A 24,361-nucleotide genomic window follows, 5' to 3' on the forward strand; every position below is an offset into this window, starting at 1 on the left:
GTCGGAGATCGTTCACTGGAAGAATGGTACCCCATGATGCGATTTTTTCAATCACAAGATGATAGTTTCTATCATTTTCTATCATGATGGATTATCGTGAGCGCAAATCCCGGGAGCGGACATGAGCAAGCGGCCCACCATCACCGATCTCGCCCGCGCATCGGGCGTCAGCGTCGCCACCGTCGACCGGGTGCTGAACGGGCGGCTGCCGGTGCGCGAGGAGACGCAGCGCCGCGTTTATGAGGCTGCGACCGGCATCGGCTATCACGCTGCCGGGCTGATCGCGCAGCGCATGCGCAAGGAACTGCCGGAATACCGGCTCGGCTTCGTGCTGCTGCGCCCCAGGGACGTGTTCTACCGCGCCTTCGCCAGCGAGTTGGAAAAGGCGATCACACAGGCGCCCGGTTTCCGCGGCACCGCGGTCATCGACTTCGCAGAATCGCTCGCGCCGGAAGAGATCGTCGACAAACTGCGCCGTCTGGCGGCAAACTGCGATGCCGTGGCGCTGGTCAGCCCCGACCATCCGACGGTCACGGCTGCGGTGGCGGAGGTGAAGGCGCGGGGAGTTCCCGTCTTTTCACTGCTGTCCGACTTCGCCACGGGCATTCGCGAGGGTTATGTCGGCATCGACAATCTCAAGGTCGGGCGGACGGCTGCCTGGATGATTTCCAGATGCGCGCGCAAGCCGGGCAAGGTGGCGCTGCTCGTCGGCAGCCACCGCTTCCATGGCCACGAGCTGCGCGAGATCGGCTTCCGCGCCTTCTTCCGCGAGCACGCGCCCGAGTTCACGGTGCTGGAGACCATCGTCAACCACGAGTCCTACGAGATCACGCATGAGGCTGTCGCCGGGCTGCTCGGTCAGCATGGCGATCTCGTCGGGTGCTATGTGGCCGGCGGCGGCATCGAAGGAGCGATCTCGGCGTTGCGGCAGGTGAGGCCCGATCCACTGCCGGTGCTGATCTGCAACGAGATCACCGTCGACACGCGCGCAGCACTCGCCGACAACCTTGCCGTCATGGCGATCGCGACGCCGCTCGCGCCGCTGTGCCGCGAACTCGTCGGACTGATGGCGCATTCGATCGAGGAGGGGGCAGCGAACGCTCCCGGGCAGACCTTCCTGCCGTTCGACATCTATCTGCCCGAGAATGTCTGAGGATCAGCCCCTGAAGAGGCGGATGATGTTGCGTGGAATCCGCCGGATCTCTGCGGCAATCCGCTGGACCGGTGTCCTGACAGACCGCACCGCCGGTGGGGCATCCTTCGCCGCCAGCTGGCCCGCCTGGGCCTGAAGTCGCCGGTTTGTCGTGGCCCGGTTGTGCCGGATCTCATCCCACGCAAGGCGGGCAGCAAGATCGGCGGATGCCTGCCGAATGTGGCTGCACCATCCGGGCGTGCTGCCCATCAGATCGGCAAATGTTTCCTGTTCGGTCCGGTCCGGATCAATCGGCACGCGCAGGGCATCGGGCCACCACGCTGCGGAATCGGCAATCGCAATGAACTCCGCCAACTGAGGCATGGCCGAATGCCTGGATGCCTTCCTGCGGGCGCTGAAATGCAGGACGGTCGGCGTCCGGCAATAGGCAATGCGTGATTGGGGATTGGCATCCAGGATGCGGTTCCACAGGCGCCAGTCTGCGGCGGAAGGCACATCCTCCGGCCATGCATCGCGATTTGGGAGGGCGTCGGCTCTGTAAAGGAAGCAACTCGCCGCAATGGTGTTGCCCCGGCGAAAGGCATCCATCTCGTCCTGAAACTCCAGATTGGTCAGGAAGGGCGCGACGATGCCATCAGTGGAGACCCAGAGCGCCTGGCTATAGGTGATGGCTGCACCGCTCTCCAGGCCGCGAAGCAGGGTTTCGAGATGGTCGGGGAACAGAAGGTCGTCGTCGGCCGCGAAGCCGATCAACTCGCCGCGCGATTCCCTCAGGGCGACGTTTCGATTGGCGTAGCCGAAATGCGGAGCCTTGGGCAGGTCGAAGTAGCGGATGCGCGGGTCGTCGAACCGCTTGACCGCCTGCGCCGTGCCGGGGATTGCACCGTCGCCGACAACCAAAAGTTCGAAATCCCCGAACGTCTGGTTGAGGACGGATTCTACGGCCAGCCCGACAACGTCCGGCCGGCAGTGCGTGGGCATCAAGATCGAGATGCGTGGACGACTCACCACCCAGTGGTGTCCCCGAAGCTGTAGGGAATAAGGTCCGTGTCGAGCGGAAGGCGATATTTGTCGGGGCTTGAATGGTCGTACTGGATGGTCGGGAAATTGACCACGACCACGTCTGACGTGCCGATGTTGCGGTCCGCATGCCAGACGAACTTGGGCACATTGATCAAGCGCGGGCGACTGCCCGAGAGGTAGACCTTGCAAACCTTGCCGCAAGTGCTGGAGTCGGGTCGTGGATCGTAAAGGACAAGCTCCAGTTCGCCGCTGATCACGAAGTAGCGGTCCTCATGCAGCTTGTGCAGGCCCCAGCCCTTCGCCATGCCTGGCCGGATCGTGAAGATATAGGAGAACACTAACGGGTCGGGATGCCATCCCCAACGCGGGTCAAACAACTCGGTGACGCTGCCGCGGTCATCGTCGTGGCGGATGCTGTCGTAGAACGACATGCCGTCAAGCAGAGGTGCCGTGCTGCGGCGCTGTTCATCGACGGTGCGTTGATCCTGCATGGCCGCGGCAAGAGTTGCTTCAAGGATGTTGTGGCGATTTTCGGGGCCAGCGCTCATGATCAAGCTCCTCCAGAGTGCGACACGGTTTGCCACGTGTGGCTCTGAAACACTACGGCCGTTGCAAGGATTTGTGGTTCTCTGGGAGCGCGCGCCTGTGCCCTTTGCCGCCGATGATGTTGAATCTATCAGAAATGATAGCTTGGAAGGTTGATGCGGCTTTGACCGGCTTGCAGAGAATGACGTATATCGCTCCACGGTGATATGGAATAAATGTTCCGTTTTGGCTGGAGGAATTTCGCCGATGTCTGTCGTTTCGTTCGCCCTCAACCATATGGCCGCGCCGGGGCTGTCGATCGAGCGCTTTTTCGCGCTGGCCAAATCGCTCGGGATCATTTCCGTCGAAATCCGCAACGATCTGGCCGGCAATGCCATCATCGACGGCACGCCCGCCAGTGCGGTCCGCGCGCTGGCAGTGGAAAATGGAATATCCATAACGAGCATCAATGCGCTGCAGCGCTTCAACGAGTGGAATGCGACGCGCGAGGCGGAGGCGATCGAACTCGCCGACTACGTCCGCGACGTGGGCGCCCAGGCACTGGTGCTGGTGCCCGTCAATGACGGCACGGGGCAGGCCGACGGCGAGCGCCAGCGCAACCTCAGGACGGCGCTGGCTGCACTCAAGACCATCCTCGGCGATCGCGGCGTGCGCGGCCTGGTCGAGCCGCTCGGCTTCGAGATCTGCTCGCTGCGCTCCAAGCGCGAGGCCGCCGAGGCCATCGAGGATGTCGACGGCACCGCTGCGTTCCGCATGGTGCATGACACGTTCCACCACCATCTTGCCGGCGAGCCGGACATCTTTCCGGGCATGACCGGATTGGTGCATATCTCTGGCGTCGATGATCCGATGGTGACGGTGCCCGACATGCGCGATCCGCACCGCGTGCTGGTCGATGCCGGCGACCGGCTGGACAATGTCGGCCAGATCCGCGCGCTGGTCGCTGGCGGCTACCAGGGGCTGTTGTCGTTCGAGCCGTTCTCGCCGGTCGTGCAGAAGCTTGCCGACCCGCGCACAGCATTGGCCGAGAGCATAGAATTCATCCGCGCAAAGGTGTGAGGCATCGGCTGCGACCGGGCGATCTTGGTCGCGCCGGCTGCAGCCGGTCGACGCATGCTCTTTCACGCAAAGATTGATCGGGCAGCAATGGAATGCCTCTTGACGTTCATCCACAATATGGAATAAACATTTCATAAATAAAAAACACGGCCCGAACATTCTGAAATCGGGCCGGCATCGGGAAGCGGGTGGCACATTTTGCATCGCGGAGGAGCGATGGTGTCGCTCGTAGAGGCGAGCCTGCGGCACGACCGCGGCTTCCGGCACAACGGGGTGCAGCCGGACACCATTGTTGGAGGAGAGTGATCATGAAGAAATTCTTGCTCGGCGCTGCCATTTCCGCGCTGATGGCCGGCTCTGCGTTTGCCGGCGACGTCGGTGTCAGCATGGCCAATTCGGACACCTTCCTGACTGTCCTGCGCAAGGGCATCGAGAAGTCCGCGGCCGATGCCAGCCAGCCGGTCGTCATCGAAATCGCCGACGACGACGTCAACAAGCAGCTCAGCCAGGTCCAGAACTTCATCGCCGCCAAGGTCGACGCCATCATCGTCAACCCGGTCGATACCTCGGCCACCGGGCCGATGACCAAGCTCGCCAACGACGCCGGCATTCCGATCGTCTATGTCAATCGCGAGCCGATCGACGTCGGAGCGTTGGGCGCGAAGGGCGCCTTCGTCGGCTCGAACGAAGTCGATTCCGGCACGCTGGAAACCAAGGAAGTCTGCCGTATCCTCAAGGAAGCCGGCAAGACCGAGGCGGGCATCCTGATCATGGTCGGCGACCTTGCCAACCAGGCAGCCGTGATGCGCACCAAGGACATCCATGACGTGAATGCCGGGAGCGAATGCGGCGTCAAGCTGAACGTCATCGACGAGCAGACCGCCGGCTGGGATCCGGTCAAGGCACAGGACCTGATGACCAACTGGATCGCTGCCGGCCACAAGCCGGACGCCGTCATCTCGAACAATGATAACATGGCCATCGGCGCCATCAACGCCATGAAGGCGGCTGGCTGGGACATGAAGGACGTGATCGTGGCCGGCGTCGACGCCACCCAGGAAGCGCTCGCCTACATGAAGGCCGGCGACCTCGACGTGACCGTGTTCCAGAACGCTGCGGCACAGGGCGGTGGTGCAGTCGAAACGGCCATGAAGCTCGCCAAGGGCGAAGCGGTGACGTCGCCTGTGTGGGTGCCGTTCGAGCTGGTGACCCCGGCGAATATGGACCAGTACACCACCAAGAACTGATATGATCTGACCAATGCGCCGTCGGCCAACGGCGGCGCATTTCCCCACAAGGACCACGCCCGCGCGAAAAGCCGGGCCGGCCTGGGAGGACCAATCCATGCAAAACACTGGCACGATGGAGGCGGCGCCTGCGGGCGGTGCCGCTGTAGACGGTGGCTATCTTCTCGAGGTCGAGAACGTCCGCAAGGAATTCCCGGGCGTCGTCGCCCTCGACAATGTCCAGTTGCGCCTCAAGCGCGGCAGCGTGCATGCATTGATGGGCGAGAACGGCGCCGGCAAATCGACGCTGATGAAGATCGTCGCCGGCATCTACACGCCCGATTCCGGCAGCTTCAAGCTGCGCGGCGAGGACATCAACCTCCGTGGCCCGCTCGACGCGCTGGAGCATGGCATCGCCATGATCCACCAGGAACTCAACCTGATGGCGCCGATGTCGGTGGCCGAGAACATCTGGATCCGCCGCGAGCCGCTGAGCCGCCTCGGCTTTGTCGACCATGGCCAGATGCGCCGCAAGACGGCCGACCTGTTCAAGCGGCTCAACATCGACATTGACCCGGACGTGCAGGTGGGCACGCTTTCGGTCGCCAGCCGCCAGATGGTCGAGATCGCCAAGGCTGTGTCCTACGAATCCGACGTGCTGATCATGGACGAGCCGACTTCGGCGCTGACAGAGCGCGAGGTCGACCACCTGTTCACCATCATCCGGGCGCTGCGCGCCCAGGGCAAAGGCATCATCTACATCACCCACAAGATGAACGAGCTGTTCGAGATCGCCGACGAGTTCTCGGTGTTCCGCGACGGCAAGTACATCGCCACCAAGGCTTCGACGGAGGTCACCCGCGACGAGATCATCAGGATGATGGTGGGTCGCGAGATCACCCAGATGTTCCCGAAGGAAGAGGTGCCGATCGGCGACGTTGTGCTGTCGGTGAAGGGGCTGACGCTCAAGGGGGTGTTTTCGGACGTTTCCTTCGACGTGCGAGCGGGCGAGATCCTCGGCATCGCAGGGCTGGTGGGATCGGGCCGTTCCAACATCGCCGAGACCGTGTTCGGGGTGACGCCGGCAAACGCCGGCACCATCGACCTGTTTGGAAAGCGGGTGCGCATCGACAGTCCGTCGACAGCAATGAAACACGGCATGGCTTTCCTGACCGAGGACCGCAAGGAAACCGGCTGCTTCCTGCTGCTCGACATCCAGGAAAACACCCAGATGGCTGTGCTGCAGTCGGGCTACGTCAAGAACGGCTTCGTCAAGCAGAAGCAGCTCGCCAAGGATTCGATGGAGATCAGCCAGGCGCTCAGGGTGAAGACGCCCGACATGGCCGAGCCGATCATCAATCTTTCCGGCGGCAACCAGCAAAAGGTGCTGATCGCGCGCTGGCTTCTGACCAAGCCGAAAATCCTCATCCTGGACGAGCCCACCCGCGGCATCGACGTCGGCGCCAAGGCCGAGATCCATCGCCTGATCTCCAAGCTCGCAGGACAAGGGGTGGGCGTCATCATGATCTCGTCGGAGATGCCAGAGGTGCTTGGCATGAGCGACCGCATCATGGTGGTGCATGAGGGCCGCGTCACCGGCTTCCTCGATCGTGCCGAGGCCAGCCAGGTCAAGATCATGGAACTCGCGTCGCACTGACGGCGCCAACGAGCTCAAGGGTGGAAGAACCATGTCGACGAACGAGATTGCGAGCCCCGCAAACGTCATCGGTAGCAAGAAGCGCCTGCCGCCCGAGGTGTCGATCCTGGGCGTGCTGATCGGCATCGCCATCGTCTTCGAGATACTCGGCTGGATATTCGTCGGCGACAGCTTCCTCGCCAACAAGCAGCGCCTGTCGATCATCATCCTGCAGGTGTCGGTGATCGGCATCATCGCGGTGGGCGTGACGCAAGTCATCATCACCGCCGGCGTCGACCTGTCCTCGGGCTCGGTCGTCGGTCTCGCCGCGATGGTGGCGGCAAGCCTGGCGCAGACATCGGCCAATCCGCGCGCTGTCTATCCCGCGCTGACCGACATGTCGCCGATCTGGGCGATCCTCGCCGGTCTCGGCGTCGGCCTTCTCGCCGGCACCGTCAACGGGTCGCTGATCGCGAGAACCAAGATACCGCCATTCATTGCGACGCTCGGCATGATGGTGTCGGCGCGGGGTCTCGCCAAGTGGTACACGCTCGGCCAGCCGGTGGCGCTGCTCGACGACAGCTTCACCTGGTTCGGCAAGAGCTTCAACATTCTCGGCTTCCCGCTGCCGCTGCCGGTCATCGTCTTCCTGCTCGTCGCGGTCATCTTCCATATCGCGCTGACCTATACCCGCTACGGCAAGTTCACCTATGCGATCGGCGCCAACCCGCAGGCGGCGCGCGTGTCGGGCATCAACATCGGCGGCCACCTGGTCAAGGTCTATGCCATCGCCGGCCTGCTTTCGGGGCTGGCAGGCGTGATGACCGCGGCGCGTGCCGCCTCCGGCCAGCCGGGCATGGGCGTGGCCTACGAACTCGATGCGATCGCCGCGGCGGTCATCGGCGGCACCTCGCTTTCCGGCGGCGTCGGACGCATCACCGGCACTGTCATCGGCACGATCATCCTGGGCGTGCTGACTTCGGGCTTCACCTTCCTCAAGGTCGGTGCCTACTATCAGGAAATCATCAAGGGCATCATCATCGTGGCGGCCGTGATCATCGACCAGCACCGTCAGAACAAGCGCAAGAAGGCTTGAAGTAAACCCGGGTCGCCCGTCATCCCGTCAGCGGGTGGCCCCATCCCTACAGATCAAGATTGCAGGCCCGGACGGCGCGGGCCAAGGAAATGAGGTTGTCATGACAGTTCGGTTCGGTGTCCTGGGTGCAGGCCGCATCGGCAAGGTCCACGCCAAGGCCGTGGCTTCCAATCCACAGGCGAAGCTGGTTGCGGTGGCAGATGCTTTTGAAAAAGCCGCCAACGATCTTGCGGGGGCCTATGGCTGCGAGGTCCGTTCCATCGACCAGATCGAGAAGGCGTCGGATATCGATGCGGTGGTGATCTGCACACCCACCGACACCCACGCCGACCTGATCGAGCGCTTCGTGCTCGCCGGCAAGGCGGTGTTCTGTGAAAAGCCGATCGACCTCGACGCCGCCCGTGTCGAAAAATGCCTGGGGGTGGTCGAGAAGGCCGGCGGCACGCTGATGGTCGGCTTCAACCGGCGCTTCGATCCGCATTTCGCCGCCGTGCGCAAGGCCATCGACGACGGCGCCATCGGCAAGGTCGAGCAGGTGGTCATCACCTCGCGCGACCCCGGCCCGCCGCCGGCGGAATACATCACCCGCTCTGGCGGCATCTTCCGCGACATGACCATCCACGATTTCGACATGGCGCGCTTCCTGCTCGGCGAGGAGCCGGTGGCGGTGACGGCGACAGCCTCGGTGCTGGTCGACAAGAAGATCGGCGAGCTTGGCGATTTCGACAGCGTCTCGGTGATCCTTGTCACTGCCAGCGGCCGGCAGTGCGTGATCAGCAATTCGCGCCGCGCCACTTACGGTTACGACCAGCGCATCGAGGTGCACGGTTCCGACGGCATGGTTTCGGCCGAGAACCAGCGTGCCGTTTCGATCGAGGTCGCGGGGGCGCTTGGCTATACCCGCCCGCCGCTGCACGACTTTTTCATGACCCGATATACGGAGGCCTATGCCGCCGAGATCGCGGCCTTCATCGCCTCGGTGACCAAGGGCACCAAGATTTCGCCGGATGGCAAGGACGGCCTGATGGCGCTGAGGCTGGCGGATGCGGCGCTGAAATCGGCCAAGGAAGGCAAGACCGTACGGCTTTAGGCCAACGGGCGGACAGTCGCCTCGGGGCCATTGGCCTCCGGGGCGCACAGTCGCAATCAGTTGATGGAATGAAAATTCCGGTTTACTGATTATTGGAATTGAAATTGCATTGTGTGGCCTGCTATCTGATTTTGTGGGCAGGCCGGCGCGGCGGAGCGACCGGGAGGACAAAATGACCGACCCCAAGAACCAGCCTGTACTCGACGTCATCACCATCGGGCGCGCGTCGGTCGACCTCTATGGGCAGCAGACCGGATCGCGGCTGGAGGACGTGGCGTCCTTTGCCAAGTCGGTCGGCGGCTGCCCGGCTAACATCGCCATCGGCACGGCCAGGCTCGGCCTGCGCTCGGCTTTGCTGACTCGCGTCGGCGACGAGCATATGGGCCGCTACATCCGCGAGCAGATGCTGCGCGAGGGCGTGTCCGACAAGGGACTGGTGACCGACACGGAGCGGCTGACGGCGCTGGTGCTGTTGTCGGTCGAGAACGACAAGACGTTTCCGCTGATCTTCTACCGCGAGAACTGCGCCGACATGGCGCTGAACGAAGACGATATCGACGGTGATTTCATCCGTTCGGCGCGGGCCATCGTCGTTACCGGCACGCATTTCTCCAGGCCGAACACGGACGCCGCCCAGCGCAAGGCAATGCAGCTGATCAAGCAGGCCGGCGGCAAGGTGGTGTTCGACATCGACTACCGCCCGAACCTCTGGGGCCTGGCCGGCCACGCTGCCGGCGAGAGCCGCTACATCGCCTCCGACAAGGTGTCGAACCACATCAAGGGCGTGCTGGCCGATTGCGACCTGATCGTCGGTACCGAGGAAGAGGTGATGATCGCCTCCGGCGAGAGCGATCTGCTTGCCGCGCTGAAGACCATCAGGACGCTGTCTTCGGCGACCATCGTGCTCAAGCGCGGGCCGATGGGCTGCATCGTCTATGACGGGCCGATCACCGACGACCTCGAGGCCGGCATCGTCGGCAAGGGTTTTCCGATCGAGGTCTACAACGTGCTGGGCGCCGGCGACGCGTTCATGTCCGGCTTCCTGCGCGGCTGGCTGGGCGGCGAAAGCCTGGCTGTGGCTGCGACCTGGGCCAATGCCTGCGGCGCCTTCGCCGTGTCGCGGCTGCTGTGCTCGCCGGAGATCCCGACCTTCGAGGAGTTGCAGTTCTTCCTGAAGAACGGCAGCACGGAGCGGGCGCTGCGAAAGGACGAGGCGATCAATCACGTGCATTGGGCGACGACGCGCCGGCACGAGATCCCGTCGATGATGGCGCTCGCCTGCGACCACCGCATCCAGCTGGAAGACATCGCCGCCCGCAACGGCGCCGATGCCCAGCGCGTCCGCGACTTCAAGGTGCTGGCGGTGAAGGCCGCAGCCAAGGTGGCCGGTGGGCGTGACGGCTACGGCATGCTGATCGACGAGAAGTTCGGCCGCGAGGCGATGTTCGAATTCGCCCGCCATCCGTTCTCGTGGATGGGGCGGCCGGTGGAGTTGCCGGGTTCGCGGCCGCTGCGTTTCGAGTTCTCGCAGGACATCGGCTCGCAACTGGTCGAATGGCCGCTCGACCACACCATCAAGTGCCTGTGCTTCTACCATCCCGACGACCCGGCCGAGCTGAAGGCCGAGCAGCAGCAAAAGCTGCGCACGCTGTTCGAGGCGGCGCGCAAGGTGGGCCGGGAGCTGCTGATCGAGATCATCGCCGGCAAGCACGGCAAGCTCGCCGAGGACACCATTCCACGCGCGCTTGAGGAACTCTACGCACTCGGCATCAAGCCGGACTGGTGGAAGCTCGAGCCACAGGCCTCGGCGGCAGCATGGAAGAAGATCGAGGCGGTCATCACCAGGAATGATCCGTATTGCCGCGGCGTGGTGCTGCTCGGGCTCGAGGCGCCGCTGGCCGAGCTGGAAGTGGCGTTTGCCGCCACCGCCGACGCGCCGGTGGTCAAGGGTTTTGCCGTGGGCCGCAGCATCTTCGCCCATGCGGCGGAGGAGTGGATGGGTGGGCGGATGAATGACCAGGCAGCGGTCGACGACATGGCCCAGCGTTTCGAACAGCTGACCAAGGCATGGCTTGCGGCGCGGGACCGTCGGGCGGCATAAATCGAATGACAGCTGAAGCGAGGCCGGCATCCCCTGGATGCACTGCTCCAGCGGGAGGAGAAGAGATGACCAAGACCGTTCGCCTGACCATGGCGCAGGCCCTGACGCGCTACCTGACGCGGCAGATGACCGTGATCGACGACAACATGGTGCCGCTGTTCGGCGGCGTGTGGGCGATCTTCGGTCATGGCAACGTCGCCGGCATCGGCGAGGCGCTCTATCAGGTGCGCGAGGAACTGCCGACCTATCGCGCCCACAACGAGCAGGCGATGGCGCATGCGGCGATCGCCTATGCCAAGACCAATTTCCGCCAGCGGATGATGGCGGCGACGAGCTCCATCGGACCCGGCGCGGTCAACATGGTGACTGCGGCAGCACTCGCCCATGTCAACCGCCTGCCGGTGCTGCTGCTGCCTGGCGACGTGTTCGCCAACCGCGTGCCCGATCCTGTGTTGCAGCAGGTCGAGGACTTTGGCGACGGCACGGTCTCGGTTAATGACTGCTTCCGTCCGGTGTCGCGCTATTTCGACCGCATCACCCGACCCGAGCAGATCATTCCCGCACTGGCGCGTGCGATGCAGGTGCTGACCGATCCGGCCGAATGCGGACCGGTGACCCTGTCGCTGTGCCAGGACGTGCAGGCCGAGGCCTATGATTATCCCGAGAGCTTCTTTGCCGAGCGCGTGTGGACGCTGCGCCGGCCGCGGCCTGACCGCGATGAACTGGCTGTGGCGGCCGAGGTGCTGAAGGCGGCGAAGAAGCCGCTGATCGTGGCCGGCGGCGGCGTGCTCTACTCCGGCGCTTCGGAAGAACTCGACCGCTTCGTCGCGGCGACAGGCATCCCGGTCTGCGAGACGCAGGGCGGCAAGTCGTCGCTGACCGACGAGCATGCGCTCAACATGGCGGCGGTGGGCGTGACCGGCACGTCAGCGGCAAATCGCCTGGCTGAAGAGGCCGATGTGGTGCTGGCGGTCGGCACGCGCCTGCAGGACTTCACCACAGGCTCGTGGTCTCTGTTCAAGAACGCCGGCAAGACCATCATCGGGCTCAACGTACAACCGTTCGACGCCGGCAAGCACATGGCGCTGCCGCTCGTCGCGGACGCCAGGGAAGGCCTCGCCGAACTGGGTGCCGCGGTTGCCGGCTACCAAGCGCCTGTTGCCTGGATCGAAAACGCCAAGGCGGGCAAGGCCGAGTGGCGCAAGGCGGCGGCCAAGGTGACGGCTGCGACCAACGTCGCACTGCCGTCGGACGCGCAGGTGATCGGCGCCGTGCAGCGCACGCTGGGCTCCGACGTCATCGTGCTGCATGCGGCCGGCGGACTGCCGGGGGAGATGCACAAGTTGTGGCAGGCGAGCGGACCGGGCTCCTACCACTCCGAATACGGCTTCTCCTGCATGGGCTACGAAATTGCCGGCGGGCTGGGCGCCAAGATGGCGCGACCGGACAAGGAGGTCGTCATCATGATCGGCGACGGCTCCTATCTGATGCTGAACTCGGAGATCGCGACATCCGTCATGCTCGGGCTGAAGCTGACGATCGTGCTGCTCGACAACCGCGGCTATGGCTGCATCAACCGGCTGCAGATGGCGACCGGCGGCGCCAACTTCAACAACCTGCTGCGCGATACGAAGCACGAAATGCTGCCCGACATCGACTTCGTGGCGCATGCGAAAAGCCTGGGCGCGAATGCCGAGAAGGCGGCATCCATCGCGGATCTCGAAGCGTCACTCGACTGGGCGCGCAAGAGCGACCGGACTACGGTGGTGCTGATCGACACCGATCCGCTGGTCTCGACCGGCGAGGGCGGCCACTGGTGGGACGTCGCCGTGCCCGAGGTCAGCGCCCGCGCCGAAGTGAACGCCGCGCGCAAGGGTTATGAGGAAAAGCTCAAGCTGCAGCGGGTTGGGGATTGAGGAGTTTACCCTCCCCCTTGTGGGAAGGGTCGGCGCGAAGCGACGGGGTGGGGGTACTCGGCGTCGCGTTCTTTCATCATTACCCCCGCCCGCGCCTGCGGCGCGACCTCCCCGCAAGGGGGTAAGAATGGAGAACTGACGTGAAAGCCAAACTGGGCATGTCCCCCATCGCGTGGTGGAACGACGACCTTGCGGAACTGAGCGATGATGTGTCGCTGGAGGAGTGCCTGCGGCAGTCACGCTCGGCCGGCTTCACCGGCATGGAGCAGGGGCGTCGCTTCCCGAGCACGCCCGAGGCGATGCTGCCGATCCTGAAGAAGGCGGACGTGACTTTGTGCGGAGGCTGGTTCTCCGGCACGCTGGTCAACGAGAACCTCGCCGCCAACAAGGACCGCATCCAGCCGATGATCGACCTGTTCAAGGCGGTCGATGCGCCGTGCATCGTCTATGGCGAGGTCGGCCGCTCGATCCAGGGTGATCGCTCGAAGCCGCTTGCCGGCAAGGCCGTGCTCTCCGATGACGAGATGAAGGCATACGCCCGCAAGCTTACCGAGTTCGGGGAGTGGTGCGCCGGCCAGGGCATGCCGCTGTCCTATCACCACCACATGGCGGCTGTGGTGCAGTTCGAGCATGAGCTCGACGCTTTCATGAAGCATTCGGGCGAGGGCATCCCGCTGTTGCTCGATGCCGGGCATCTCGCATTCGCCGGCGGCGACGTGCTGCGCGCCATCGACAATCACCACAAGCGCATCAGCCACGTGCATGTGAAGGACGTGCGCATGGACGTCATCAAGGCGCTCGACTGGACGAAGCAGTCGTTCCTCGATGCGGTGGCGCTGGGTGCCTTCACGGTGCCCGGCGACGGCTCGCTCGACTTCGGCAAGATCGTGCAGAAATTTGCCGATTATGGCTATGAGGGCTGGTTCGTCGTCGAGGCCGAGCAGGACCCCAGGAAGAACCCGCCGCTGAAGATGGCGCAGGTCGGCCATGCCGAGCTGATGCGGGTGATGACGGCCGCCGGCTACACTGTCGAAACGCAGGGTTTTCCCGCCGCATGACCCCGAAAATCGACAGTGATTTTCGGAAGAGGTCATGCGCCGATTCAAAGTGTTACGGCGTCCTTTGCGCGTCTCCGACGCGCGGCGCCGTAATGCTTGAGGCCGATCGCCGAGCCGGTTACGATCCGACAATGTTGATCGGCAAGGCGGTGCGCAATTGATGAACGACCAGAACCACCCGTTCCTGAAGCCGCTATGGCGGCGCATTGCACTGGTTGCGTTCTGCGCTGCGTGGTCGGTGTTCGAGTTCGTCACCGGAGCGGCGTTCTGGGGCACGCTTGCCGGGGGCATGGCGGCGCTCGGCGCCTACCAGTTCCTGTACGCCTACAAGCCTGGCGACGACGCCGCCACCGACAAGGAGTGAGAGACCATGTCGAAACTTCTGATCAAGCCGAAGCATGGCACGGGGCGGGTGACGCATGTCACGCCGGAGACGGCTGGCTGGACCTATGTCGGTTTCGACCTGCACAAGCTGGAACCCGGCGACACCTATGGCGACTGGACCGCAGACCGCGAAACCTGCCTGGTTCTGGTTTCCGGCAAGGCGCATGTCCGGGTCGGCGAAGACGATCTCGGCACGCTGGGCGAACGCATGTCGCCCTTCGAAGGCAAGCCGTGGTCGGTGTACGTACCTGCCGGCGGCGACTGGTCGGTGCGGGCCGAGACGAATGTCGAGCTGGCAGTGTGCACGGCGCCGGGGCTGGGCGGCAACCTGCCGGTGCGGATCATCGGGCCCGACGACGTCAAGCAGGAGGTACGCGGCAAGGGTACCAACACCCGGTATGTGACCAACATCCTGCCGGAAGGCGAACCGGCGGATTCGCTGCTGGTGGTGGAGGTCATCACGCCCGGCGGCCACACCTCGAGCTATCCGCCGCACAAGCACGACGAAGACAACCTGCCGGCTGAGTCACTGCTGGAGGAGACCTACTACCACCGGCTCAACCCGCCGCAGGGTTTTGCCTTCCAGCGCGTCTACACCGAGTTCAACGATGCCGGCCACCGCGATATCGACGAGGCGATGGCGGTCGAGGACGGCGACGTGACGCTGGTGCCCAAGGGCTATCACCCCTGTGCTGCCTGCCACGGCTACGATCTCTACTACCTCAACGTCATGGCAGGGCCGAAGCGGACGTGGAAGTTCCACAACGCCAAGGAACACGAGTGGCTGCTGAAGGCCTGACCGCCCAAGGCCAACAATCCGGAAGCGAGGACGAACGATGGCACGCAACAGGCCAACGGTCGCGGATCTGCGCGCGCTCAAAGGCAAGCGCCAACTGTCGAAGCTCAGGGTGACGACGCTGGAGGAGGCGGAAGCGGCCGAGCGCGCCGGCATCGATCTGCTGTCGGTCACCTATGGGCTGATGCTCGACCCGCGTTTCCGCGATGCGGCGCCGACCTGCTTTGCGGTGCCCGGCGACGAATATGGCATGATGGGGGCTACGACCGACGAGATCCTGCGCACGGCGGTCAAGCTCAAGGCGGCGAGCGCCGACGCTGTCTATTGCTCGGCAAGCCTGCAGACCATCCGGCGCCTGGCCGACGAGCACATCCCGGTCTGCGGCCATGTCGGGCTGATTCCTATCCATTCGACCTGGACGGGCGGGTTCCGCGCGGTGGGCAAGACCGCCGAGACGGCAGCGCTCGTCTGGAAGCAGATCAAGGATCTGGAAGACGCCGGCGCGTTCGCCGCCGAGATCGAGGTCGTGCCTGCGGAGGTTGCGAGCGCCATCTCGAAGCGTACGCCACTGGTGATGATCTCGATGGGGGCGGGCGCCGGCTGCGATGCGCAGTATCTCTTCGCCGAGGACGTGCTCGGCCTCAATCGCGGCCCCTATCCGCGTCATGCCAAGGTTTATCGCAACCTTGCCGCCGAATATGGCCGCATCCAGCAGGAGCGGATTGCGGCATTTGCCGAATACGCCACCGACATTGCCAGCGGCGCCTATCCAGATGCCAGCCATAAGGTAGGCATCGACGCGGAGGAAATGCGCAAGTTCGAGGATTTTCTGAGCGGGCAGGCCTAGGCCTGCCCGCTCCGGAAGGCGGTTCGCATTCCAGCGCCCTAGAGCGCGGTACTCAGAACTCGCGTCGCCGCCTTCCTATCTGGATTGAGCATGATGTAGCTCGGCCGGTTTTCAAATTTCAGCCGCTTGAGCATTGCCCTGGTCTTGACCAGCAGCGTGTCGTCGCGCGAAGCGGCCTCAAGCTTGTGCTGCAATCCTTCCAGCGTTTCGATGGCTTCCTCGCTGCGTTCGAGTGCCGCGAGGCTCCTGGCCAGCGAGAATTCGGCGCCTACGAAATCGGGTGCGAGCGACAGCACCGTGCGGAATGCATCCGCTGCCTCGATGTGTCGAGACAGAGCTTGCATCTCCATTCCCAGTCTGAGCCATGCCTTCGATGAAGTCGGCACCGAAGCTGCGAGTGTCTGGAAATGTGCCAAAGCCTCGCGGTGGTCGCCCTTGCCAGACAGCAGCTGGCCAATGCCATAGAGCGCGCGGGAATGGGTGGCATCGCTGGCAAGGATCTGGCGGTATCCGTTTTCCGCCCTTGCCAGTTGCCCCTCCTGGTGGAAACGCGTCACCTCGGCGAAGATGCTGCCGAGCGAGCGAGGGTCGAGCCGGTCGCCGGCATTGCGGCCGCTCTTGGTGTAGATCATCGCGCAGTTGACCTTGCTCTCGGTCACGCCGAACGCGAATTTGTAGGGCTCGTCGCCGCGCAGGAAGTCGTAGGTGGTGAGGCCGTTCTCGATTGCCAGCTTGATGCAATGGCCATGCAGGATCAGGCCGGTCGGGATGGAGGTCACGGCTTCGTCACGGCCGGCCATGAAGAACAGCAAGGCCTTCTTGACCGGGTCGACAAAGATGGCGAGCGCGCCCAGCGGCCGGTCGCCTTGCCAGAGGACCGGCAGGAACAGCGTGCCATTCTTGAAGCTTTCCCTCAGCACGCGGCGGTTGTTGTGAAGGATGCCTGCCAGCCGGTCTCCCTTGCGTGCGCCCCATTTCACCCGCCACAACTCCAGCAGCGTGTCGATGTCGCGCTCGTAGGTGGTGACGTCGGCCCGGGCGATGCGCAATTCGCCGGCATCGATCTTGCGCATGAAGCGCCGCAGCTTCTGGCGGGTGTTGGTGCTGAGCACATTGTCGAGATAGCCGTCGAACGTATCGGGCAGGGCGGCCGAGAAGCAGCGGCAATTGTCGACGTTGTCGGCGGCATTGACGCGACTGAACTCGCGCATCGCAAAGATGTCGCGCGAGAACTGGCCGATGAACGCGAAGACGCGTTCCCGTGACATGCGCAGGTTCTCGAGATTGAGCCGCGCCCAGCCCATCTGGGCGACGTGCCGGCCAAACGCCTTCAATGCCTCTTCTGCATGCAAGGGATCGCAGATCGCGCCGGTGTAGTCGGCAGCATTGTTGCCGGCCATGCTGATCTCGTTGAAGAACAGCCCGGTCTTGCCGCTCATGCGGGTGCGCATGCGCAAGGGCATCAGCGCGACATAGGGCGAACCTGGATTGCCGAGACGGGCCGCGAGCACGAACCAGGCGCCCTTGTAGAAGCGCATGTACGGCACCAGCCAGTTCCAAGAGACAAAGAACTGTGCCTCCGGATCGGCCTCGTAGAGGCGCTCCCAGTCCTTCTGCAACTTCGCCAGCGTATCAAGATCGGTAATGACATCGACCTGCATCTGCATCCCCCTCAAAGTCATGGCTTGCCCCTGGTTCACCGCTCCATGAATGCGCGCGACATGCTGTCGGCGATTGGCTTGGTCAGGTATCTGAAGAAGGTCCGTTCCTCGGTCTGGACCAAAACCTCCGCCGGCATGCCGGGTGTTGGCGAGAAGCTGTGAACACGTGAGATCTGGTCCGGCGACAGGCTGATCCGGGCGACGTAGACTTCGCGCGCAACGGGACCCGAGGTGTCGGGAAGGGCGTCGGCGGAGACGTAGATCACCTGGCCGTCAAGCACCGGCGTGGTGCGCCGGTTGAGCGCGGTGAGCCGCACCGTGGCAAGTTGTCCGACACGCACGTTGTCGATGTCGGTGCGCGAGATCAGCGTCTCGATGACCAGCGGAACATTGGACGGCAGGATCTCGACGATCGGCTTGCCGCTTTCGATGACGCCGCCGGAGGTGTGATAGTACATGCGCACGATGGTGCCGGCGACGGGAGCGTTGATCGTCACGCGATTGAGCACGCTCTTGGCCTGGCGCAGCTGTTCGCGGATGGTGTCGAGATCGCCCTCGAGGTTCTGCAACTGCTCGAGTGCGGCTTGCTTGTAGGCTTCCTGGGCCTGGGTGATCTGCTGGTCGAGCTTGATGATCTCGGAGCCGATCTCGGAAACCTCGGCGCCGAGGCGGCCGATCTGACCCTCGGCGTCGGCCATGGCGCGCTGGATCGCCTTGATCTCGGTTGCCCGCAGCAGGCCCTTGTCGAGCAGCGACTTCTTGCCCGCATATTCTTCCTTCATCAGGGCGAGCTGCCGTTGCACCGCGTCGTGCTGTTGCTGGTAGCCGTCCGCGCGATAGCGGTAGGCGGCAATGTTCTGCTTCAGCAGGCCGATTTCGCTTTGCAGCTTGCCGCGTGCGGCGGTGAAATTCAGTTGCTGGCCGTCGACGATCGGCTTGATCTCCGGATCGTCGATGTTGTCGGTGACATTCTTGGGAAAGGTGATCTCCGGCGCGCCGTTGATCTCGGCATTCAGCCGCGCGGCGATGGCGTCCAGCCGCACCTGGCGCAGGAACAGCTGCCGCTCGTTGGCTTGCGCTGCCGTTTCGTCGAGGCGCACCAGTGGCTGGTCGTAGCGGACGCGGTCGCCTTCGCTGACCAGCAATTCCTTGATGATGCCGCCTTCCAGGTGCTGCACGATCTTGTTCTGACCGGCTGCCACGAACGAGCCCTGGGCGATGATTGCCGCTGCAAGCGGGGCGGTGAAGGCCCAGGTGCCGAAGCCGCCGAAGGTAAGGGCGATGAGCAACAGGCCGACCTTGGTCTGCTTGCCGATCGAGCGCGGTACCTCGGAGTACCATTCGAGATCGTGGACCTTTACGACTGCCGTGTCGCTCATGACATTGCCCCCTTACGGAATCTGATGGCCGAACGATCCGCCTTCGATGCTCAGGCCGCGCTGGGCTAGTGCCTGGAGCACGTCTTGCCGCTGGCCGAACAGGGCGACGGTTCCGTTGACCAGCAGCAGGATCTTGTCGACGCTGTGCAACAGGGCCGGCCGCTGGGTGATGGTGATGACGGTGATCTTGTTTTCCTTGGCGTGCTGGAGCGCGCGGGCAAGGGCTGCGTCGCCGGCTGCGTCGAGGTTGGAGTTCGGCTCGTCCAGCACGACCATGCGCGGGTTGCCGAAGAAGGCACGGGCGAGCGCGATGCGCTGCTTCTGGCCGCCTGAGAGCGGTGCGCCGTCGGCGGCGACGAATGTCTCGTAGCCATGCGGCAGCGTGGCGATCATTTCGTGCACGTCGGCGAGTTGGGCCGCCTGGTAGATCTCCGCGTCCGTGGCGTCATCGCGCATGCGGGCGATGTTGGCCTTGATCGAGGCGGGGAACAGCTGCACGTCCTGCGGCAGGTAGCCGATGTTCTCGCCGAACTGGCGCTGGTCCCAGTTGCGCAGGTCCATCAGGTCGAGGCGCACGTTGCCCGAGGTCGGCAGGATCGAGCCGACCAGCATCTTGCCGAGCGTGGTCTTGCCGGCGCCTGAATTGCCGATGACTGCGAGCGAGTCGCCGGGGGCCAGGGCAAAGGTGATGCCGTTGAGCACGACACGCTTGGTACCCTGCGGCACGAACAGCAGGCGTTCGACATCGAGCCGGCCTTCCGGGCGGGGCAGGTTGAGCCGTTCGAAATTGAGCGGCGAGGACTGCAGCAGGCTGGCGATGCGGCCATAGGCGGCACGCGACTGCACGACCTGGTTCCAGCCTTCGATGGCGCCTTCGATCGGGCCCAGCGCACGGCTGGCGATGATCGACGCGGCAATGACCATGCCGCCGCTGAGATGGCCGTCGAGCGCGAGATGCGCGCCCCAGCCGAGCATGGCGACCTGGGTCAGCAAGCGAGTTGCCTTCGACGTCGCGGCAAAGGCGATGTTGCGATCCTGTGCGATGACCTGCGCACGCAGCGAGCTTGCGGTGTCCTTGCCCCAGATGCGCACGGCTTCCGGGATCATGGCGAGCGCGTTGATGATCTGCGAGTTCCGCGACATCGAGTCGAGATGCAGATTGGCCTTGCTCTGGTGTGTATTGGCCTCGCTAAAGGGGGCCGCCGTCGAGCGCTGGTTAATGATGGTGATGACCAGCAGGATCAGCGATGTCGTGACGACGATGAAGCCGAGATGCGGGTGCACGAGGAACACAGCGAGGACGAACAGCGGTGCCAGCGGTGCGTCGAGCAAGGTGAGCAGAGTTCCCGAGACGAGGAACGACCGGAGTTGCTGGAGGTCACCGAGCGTCTGGTATTCGCGGCCGTTGCTGTTCAGGGCCGCGCGGGCTGCAGCGCTCAGGATCGGGGCGCCCAATTGGGCCGCGACCTCGACAGCGGTGCGCATCAGGATGAGGCGGCGGATGGCGTCGAAGATGGTCTGCAGGACCACCGCGCCGACGATCACGACCGTCAGCATGACCAGCGTGTCGACGGAGCGGCTGGTCAGCACCCGGTCGGAAATCTGGAAGAGGTAGAGCGGTATTGCCAGCACCAGTACGTTGCTGGCCAGCGTGAACAGCATGACGATCAGCAGGTTGCGCTTGACGACCTTCAGGCCGGTCTTGAGCGAGGCCGAGAAATCGATCGGCCCGAGACGCTTGTGGAAGACGCCGCCACCGCCTCCGCCGCCGCCACCACCGCCGCCACCGCTGTCGATGTCGCCGCCGTTGGGGCCCTTGGCTTCGGGCAGTCTTTCCTTTGCCTTGATCGGTCCGTTGTCGGCGTCGATCACCTTGCCGACCGGCATCGAGGTGTCTTTCATTTCAGTCTTCGCCGGCCCTTGCGGTTCGCTGACCCGCATCTCGGGACGAGGGGAGGCCGCTGCTGCCGCAGGGGTTGGCGAAGGCGTCTCGGCGGACGTGGTCCTGGCCTGGGGCGCATCGTCGCGTTTTGCGGCTGCGATGGGTTCCTCCGGAGTTGCATGCGGGGCTGGTTGGGACCGCATGCTCGGCGCTGCTGCGGCGGGCGCAGACGCTGGGGGGCGTTGAGCCGTAGCGCTCCGCTCCGGAGGTATGATCGAAGGCCCGGCCATCGGCGGCCTTCCTGATGGCAGCTGGGTGCTTGCCGGCGTCGCCTGCGAGGGTGTTGAAGGCGCGGGCGAAGGGGCGGAAACGCCGGCCGACGGAGGGGTTGCCGGAGCGGATGACTTGTCGCCCGCTTCTTCATGCAGCCGCCCGACGACCTTGTCGATGTAGCTTTCGAGGTGGTCGAGCGCCCGTTCCTGCGAGGCCACGGCAGTCGACAGTCTCGCTTCCGCCGCAGGTTTGCCTGCTGCCGCTACCGGCTTGCTGGCTGCCTGTGCGGGCCTTGCCTCCGAATGCCTCGGCGCCTGCGGGCTGTCCTGGCTGTCGCCGTCGTCCGGCACGTTATGAAAACCACTCCAGCCTTCACGGTCGTCGGTCATCTTGCGCCCCTCTGAAACGGCTCAGCCCAGCATGTGCTGCATGACGTCAGCCGATCCGGAATCGGCCGGCTGCGGTGCTATCGGATTGGTATTCGAGGCGTCGCCGGTGTCGTCGGTGCCGTCATCGAGAAAAACGACGGCTTCGGTGACGAGTATGTCCGGGTTCTGCGCACCGAGGTCCGGATCGCTCGATACGAGATTTGCCTGGATCAGGATCTCGTCGGAGTAGCTGTCGCCACCGACATAGATCTTGGACATCCCATCGACGTCGACGATGGTCGCGTCGTTGACCAACTGGTTGCCGCCGGTGGTGATGGTCCATTCGGCGTCGGGATTGGCGACCAGATTGTTCATGGCAAGCGCCACCTGGTCGCTGTCGCCGACCACGGTGGTCTGCTTGATGTAATTCAGATTGTAGATGTCGCCAGAGATGTAGAGCACGCGCAGCACGCCGATGCCGGCGAATGCGGCGTCCTGGAGAATGGCGTCCGGCAGTTCCTTGTTGCCGCCCGCGAGGTTGCCCCCCGCCGTGCTGTAGCCATCGGGCAGCGCCTCGGCGGTCGCGTTGCCGACGTTGACGATGCTTGCCTGGTTCCAGAGCAGATTGTCACCCGTCGAGACCGAGCCTTCGCCGGTCGTTTGGAAGCCGGAGACCGCGCCGATCACATCGTTGTCGAGCAGCAGGTTTATCTGGTGAATGATGCTCGCGTCGTAGACGTTTCCGCCGATGATGATGAGGTCGTAGTAATTGCCGATTTCGTTGAGGCTGAGCCCGTTGAACGCGGTGTTGTCGCCGGTCGAGACGACCGATTGCACACCCGACGACGAAGCAATGCAGACGTCGTTGTCGGTCACGAACGCATATTGTTCGATCCAGTTCATCATGATGAGGTCGCCCGAAATCTCGGTGACCACATAATAGGCGGGGAACCCGGTGGGGGCCTCGGCAGGCGTTTCGTCGCCGGCGGAGGTGTCGATGTGCTTGAACATCGCGATGTTGAAACTGAGGTTGTCGCCGCCGCCCGGATCGAAAGGCCAGCCGCCGACCGCCGAGCCGACGCTGTCGGTGTCACACGTGCCGTTGATCTGGATGATGGCGTTGAGCGAGATATGGTCGCCCATGACGGCCATGACCTCGGCCGATGCCCAATCGTTGACCACTACGGCGTTGTTGATGACGGTGTTGCCGCCGGTGCTGATCTCGACGCTCGGGTTGGCCGTTCCGTCTCCCCAGCCATCCATGAAATCGCCGGAGTCCGGAGGCGTGTCGGTATCGAGCGGAGCGTCAGGCCCCTTGGCGTCGTCGTCCTGTTCCTTCAGGAAGTTGACGTAATCTTCCATCTTCGGGGCGTCGGCTGCGTCGATCAACTGGCCATTGAAATAGGTGCCCTCGATCGTTTCGGCCTTGACGCAGAAGACGTCGGCGTTGCCGTGGTCGTCGGCCTCGAAGTCGTTGAAACGGGCTTGTGCGGTGGTGACGAACGTCGCCATTTCCTCGGTCGAGCCCGGAAGCGTCAGGTCGTCGATCGGCGACAGGTCGGCCGCTGCCTGCTGCATGTCGGCCATGGGGCTTTCGTCGACGGGCGGCGCATTGAACTTCAGGCCGCTGCCGCCAAAGCCGACATAGTCGTTGTCGGAAAGCCGGATCTCCTGGTTGACGATGGCAGCCAGGTCGCCCGGCGGCACAATCTTTGGCAGGACGATGCCGCCCGAACCAACCGTCGTGCCTTCTGGCAGGTTGGTGTAATTTTGGAGGAACGGTCCATCGGGAACCGGTACGTCGGGAGGGGTGAAGGCGACGTTGGTCCAAACCGTGACTTGCTCGATTTCGGGCCTGACGCCGACATACTTCACGCTCGGGTCGAAGTCTTCCAGGGAGTGGGAGGTGTCGACCTTGAGGGCGGCGGTCTGGTGCTCCGGCAATTGCTCGTCGGCCTGCTGCTTGGCCCTGAATTCGTCGTAGGCCTGCTTGAGGCGGGCCTCCTCACTCGCCGTGTCGAACAGGCCAATGAAGTGAGCGATCGTCTCGGTAATTCTGTCGAAATACGCGGCATACATCGTAGTGCCTCCGCCCGAATTTCAGGCACGGTGAGGCGCAAATGTGCTCCACCGGCCAAGATGGACTGCGCGGGGGTTACCCGCGCAGTCCGGCTCACTGGTTCCGCAAGCGCGGAGCCTTATGCCGATGGCTAGAGCGTGCTGTGGTCGTTGGCGTCTTCGCCGGTCAGGGTCTCGTGGAAGTTGCCGCCCACTACGGTCATGTCGACCGTATTGCCTTGCAGGTTGGCACCCATCACGATCTGCTGGTTGAAGGCGCTGGTGTCGATGATCGCATCGGCGCTGGCTTCACTTGAGCCAGTGACATAGCCGTCATCGCCATTGCTCGAGCCCCAGGTGCCGCCAGCGCCACCGGCGCCGCCAGCTCCACCCCATGCATCGCCAGCAGTGCCGCCGCCGCCGGCGCCGCCGGACCAGGCGCCGCCGCCAGTTGCGTTGCCGCCGGTGCCGTCAGCCCAGGCGCCGCTCAGCGCGTTGCCGCCGTCGCCATCGCCATAGGCCCAGGTGCCGCCGCTCGTGCTGGCGCCGCCGGTCGCTGCGCCTGCCGTCGCGGAACCACCGGTTCCTGCGCCGCCGCCGCCGCCGCCGCCGCCAGAGCCCGTGCCGTCGCCGTCGCCGTCGCCGTAGCCAACGCCTGCGCCGAGGCCGAAGCCGAGAGCGTCGCCGGTATCGCCATTTGCGTCGCCGGCATTTGCCTTGGCATCGCCGCTGTCGGCATCTGCGTTACCGGAGTCGGCGTCGCCGCCGCGCCCGCTGTCGGCATTGGCGTCGCCGCCGTCGCCCTTGGC

General features: G+C 64.1%; 18 protein-coding genes and 1 pseudogene. 12 read left to right on the forward strand and 7 right to left on the reverse strand.

Going from position 1 to position 24,361, the window contains the following annotated elements; genetic code table 11:
• The first annotated feature begins 121 nt into the window (after positions 1 to 121).
• Positions 122 to 1,153 (forward strand): LacI family DNA-binding transcriptional regulator, encoded by a 1,032-nt coding sequence (locus GGQ99_RS22915; protein WP_183264291.1) that lies wholly within the window; start codon positions 122 to 124, stop codon positions 1,151 to 1,153.
• Positions 1,154 to 1,156: 3 nt separating this feature from the next.
• Here the strand turns inward: GGQ99_RS22915 and GGQ99_RS22920 are convergent, their stop codons facing one another.
• Both GGQ99_RS22920 and GGQ99_RS22925 read right to left on the reverse strand, forming a co-directional pair.
• Positions 1,157 to 2,164 (reverse strand): glycosyltransferase, encoded by a 1,008-nt coding sequence (locus GGQ99_RS22920; protein ID WP_183264292.1) that lies wholly within the window; start codon positions 2,162 to 2,164, stop codon positions 1,157 to 1,159.
• Positions 2,158 to 2,724, reverse strand: coding sequence for a polysaccharide biosynthesis C-terminal domain-containing protein (locus GGQ99_RS22925; protein ID WP_210307992.1), 567 nt, complete (start codon positions 2,722 to 2,724; stop codon positions 2,158 to 2,160). The genes GGQ99_RS22920 and GGQ99_RS22925 overlap by 7 nt, the downstream gene beginning before the upstream one ends.
• Positions 2,725 to 2,968: 244 nt before the next feature.
• On the opposite strand from GGQ99_RS22925, the gene GGQ99_RS22930 reads away from it, so the two are divergent.
• From GGQ99_RS22930 to GGQ99_RS22980, 11 genes are all read left to right on the forward strand, one after another.
• Complete coding sequence (locus GGQ99_RS22930; RefSeq protein ID WP_183264293.1) at positions 2,969 to 3,781, forward strand: TIM barrel protein; 813 nt, start codon at positions 2,969 to 2,971, stop codon at positions 3,779 to 3,781.
• A 308-nt stretch (positions 3,782 to 4,089) separates the two neighbouring features.
• Positions 4,090 to 5,028 carry a substrate-binding domain-containing protein gene (locus GGQ99_RS22935; RefSeq protein ID WP_108607174.1) on the forward strand — a complete coding sequence of 313 codons (939 nt, stop codon included), beginning with the start codon at positions 4,090 to 4,092 and terminating at the stop codon, positions 5,026 to 5,028.
• Between the two features lie 97 nt (positions 5,029 to 5,125).
• Positions 5,126 to 6,664: a sugar ABC transporter ATP-binding protein gene (locus tag GGQ99_RS22940; protein WP_183264294.1), complete on the forward strand. Its 1,539-nt coding sequence runs from the start codon at positions 5,126 to 5,128 to the stop codon at positions 6,662 to 6,664.
• Positions 6,665 to 6,695: 31 nt separating this feature from the next.
• Positions 6,696 to 7,739, forward strand: coding sequence for an ABC transporter permease (locus tag GGQ99_RS22945; protein WP_108607176.1), 1,044 nt, complete (start codon positions 6,696 to 6,698; stop codon positions 7,737 to 7,739).
• 100 nt (positions 7,740 to 7,839) lie between these two features.
• On the forward strand, positions 7,840 to 8,829 hold the full coding sequence (gene iolG / locus GGQ99_RS22950; RefSeq protein ID WP_183264295.1) for an inositol 2-dehydrogenase: 990 nt from the start codon (positions 7,840 to 7,842) through the stop codon (positions 8,827 to 8,829).
• A gap of 172 nt (positions 8,830 to 9,001) precedes the next feature.
• Positions 9,002 to 10,930, forward strand: a complete 1,929-nt coding sequence (locus tag GGQ99_RS22955; protein ID WP_183264296.1) for a bifunctional 5-dehydro-2-deoxygluconokinase/5-dehydro-2-deoxyphosphogluconate aldolase — start codon at positions 9,002 to 9,004, stop codon at positions 10,928 to 10,930.
• A gap of 65 nt (positions 10,931 to 10,995) precedes the next feature.
• Entirely contained in the window at positions 10,996 to 12,846 is a 1,851-nt protein-coding gene (gene iolD / locus GGQ99_RS22960; RefSeq protein ID WP_183264297.1) for a 3D-(3,5/4)-trihydroxycyclohexane-1,2-dione acylhydrolase (decyclizing), read from the forward strand.
• 140 nt (positions 12,847 to 12,986) lie between these two features.
• Positions 12,987 to 13,904 (forward strand): myo-inosose-2 dehydratase, encoded by a 918-nt coding sequence (iolE, locus tag GGQ99_RS22965; RefSeq protein WP_183264298.1) that lies wholly within the window; start codon positions 12,987 to 12,989, stop codon positions 13,902 to 13,904.
• Between the two features lie 160 nt (positions 13,905 to 14,064).
• Positions 14,065 to 14,268: a hypothetical protein gene (locus GGQ99_RS22970; RefSeq protein WP_108607180.1), complete on the forward strand. Its 204-nt coding sequence runs from the start codon at positions 14,065 to 14,067 to the stop codon at positions 14,266 to 14,268.
• A 6-nt stretch (positions 14,269 to 14,274) separates the two neighbouring features.
• Complete coding sequence (iolB, locus tag GGQ99_RS22975; protein WP_108607181.1) at positions 14,275 to 15,087, forward strand: 5-deoxy-glucuronate isomerase; 813 nt, start codon at positions 14,275 to 14,277, stop codon at positions 15,085 to 15,087.
• Between the two features lie 37 nt (positions 15,088 to 15,124).
• A complete protein-coding gene (locus GGQ99_RS22980) occupies positions 15,125 to 15,931 on the forward strand; it encodes a 3-methyl-2-oxobutanoate hydroxymethyltransferase (protein WP_183264299.1) in 807 nt (268 codons plus the stop codon).
• A gap of 38 nt (positions 15,932 to 15,969) precedes the next feature.
• Here the strand turns inward: GGQ99_RS22980 and GGQ99_RS22985 are convergent, their stop codons facing one another.
• The 5 genes and pseudogenes from GGQ99_RS22985 to GGQ99_RS23005 all read right to left on the reverse strand — a co-directional run.
• Entirely contained in the window at positions 15,970 to 17,613 is a 1,644-nt protein-coding gene (locus GGQ99_RS22985) for a GNAT family N-acetyltransferase (protein ID WP_246389706.1), read from the reverse strand.
• Positions 17,614 to 17,627: 14 nt separating this feature from the next.
• Positions 17,628 to 18,971, reverse strand: a complete 1,344-nt coding sequence (locus GGQ99_RS22990) for an HlyD family type I secretion periplasmic adaptor subunit (RefSeq protein ID WP_108607183.1) — start codon at positions 18,969 to 18,971, stop codon at positions 17,628 to 17,630.
• A gap of 12 nt (positions 18,972 to 18,983) precedes the next feature.
• The gene (locus tag GGQ99_RS22995; RefSeq protein WP_425486852.1) at positions 18,984 to 21,143 is read right to left on the reverse strand and encodes a type I secretion system permease/ATPase; all 2,160 of its coding nucleotides are present in this window, start codon (positions 21,141 to 21,143) and stop codon (positions 18,984 to 18,986) included.
• Positions 21,144 to 21,536: 393 nt separating this feature from the next.
• Positions 21,537 to 23,573 (reverse strand): type I secretion protein, encoded by a 2,037-nt coding sequence (locus tag GGQ99_RS23000; protein ID WP_183264301.1) that lies wholly within the window; start codon positions 23,571 to 23,573, stop codon positions 21,537 to 21,539.
• 131 nt (positions 23,574 to 23,704) lie between these two features.
• Positions 23,705 to 24,361: pseudogene (locus GGQ99_RS23005) on the reverse strand (hypothetical protein); the annotation flags it as partial.

This window comes from Aminobacter niigataensis (assembly GCF_014200015.1).
GTDB classification, from domain to species: domain Bacteria; phylum Pseudomonadota; class Alphaproteobacteria; order Rhizobiales; family Rhizobiaceae; genus Aminobacter; species Aminobacter niigataensis.

Excerpts from the sequence above, each read along its gene's own strand:
- GGQ99_RS22985 (WP_246389706.1), bottom strand. The coding sequence starts at position 17,613 with ATGACTTTGAGGGGGATGCAGATGCAGGTCGATGTCATTACCGATCTT.
- GGQ99_RS22955 (WP_183264296.1), top strand. The coding sequence starts at position 9,002 with ATGACCGACCCCAAGAACCAGCCTGTACTCGACGTCATCACCATCGGG.
- iolB (WP_108607181.1), top strand. The coding sequence starts at position 14,275 with ATGTCGAAACTTCTGATCAAGCCGAAGCATGGCACGGGGCGGGTGACG.
- GGQ99_RS22970 (WP_108607180.1), top strand. The coding sequence starts at position 14,065 with ATGAACGACCAGAACCACCCGTTCCTGAAGCCGCTATGGCGGCGCATT.
- GGQ99_RS22990 (WP_108607183.1), bottom strand. The coding sequence starts at position 18,971 with ATGAGCGACACGGCAGTCGTAAAGGTCCACGATCTCGAATGGTACTCC.
- GGQ99_RS22930 (WP_183264293.1), top strand. The coding sequence starts at position 2,969 with ATGTCTGTCGTTTCGTTCGCCCTCAACCATATGGCCGCGCCGGGGCTG.
- GGQ99_RS23000 (WP_183264301.1), bottom strand. The coding sequence starts at position 23,573 with ATGTATGCCGCGTATTTCGACAGAATTACCGAGACGATCGCTCACTTC.
- GGQ99_RS22945 (WP_108607176.1), top strand. The coding sequence starts at position 6,696 with ATGTCGACGAACGAGATTGCGAGCCCCGCAAACGTCATCGGTAGCAAG.
- iolG (WP_183264295.1), top strand. The coding sequence starts at position 7,840 with ATGACAGTTCGGTTCGGTGTCCTGGGTGCAGGCCGCATCGGCAAGGTC.
- iolD (WP_183264297.1), top strand. The coding sequence starts at position 10,996 with ATGACCAAGACCGTTCGCCTGACCATGGCGCAGGCCCTGACGCGCTAC.
- GGQ99_RS22980 (WP_183264299.1), top strand. The coding sequence starts at position 15,125 with ATGGCACGCAACAGGCCAACGGTCGCGGATCTGCGCGCGCTCAAAGGC.
- GGQ99_RS22935 (WP_108607174.1), top strand. The coding sequence starts at position 4,090 with ATGAAGAAATTCTTGCTCGGCGCTGCCATTTCCGCGCTGATGGCCGGC.
- GGQ99_RS22940 (WP_183264294.1), top strand. The coding sequence starts at position 5,126 with ATGCAAAACACTGGCACGATGGAGGCGGCGCCTGCGGGCGGTGCCGCT.
- GGQ99_RS22915 (WP_183264291.1), top strand. The coding sequence starts at position 122 with ATGAGCAAGCGGCCCACCATCACCGATCTCGCCCGCGCATCGGGCGTC.
- GGQ99_RS22995 (WP_425486852.1), bottom strand. The coding sequence starts at position 21,143 with ATGGCCGGGCCTTCGATCATACCTCCGGAGCGGAGCGCTACGGCTCAA.
- GGQ99_RS22925 (WP_210307992.1), bottom strand. The coding sequence starts at position 2,724 with ATGAGCGCTGGCCCCGAAAATCGCCACAACATCCTTGAAGCAACTCTT.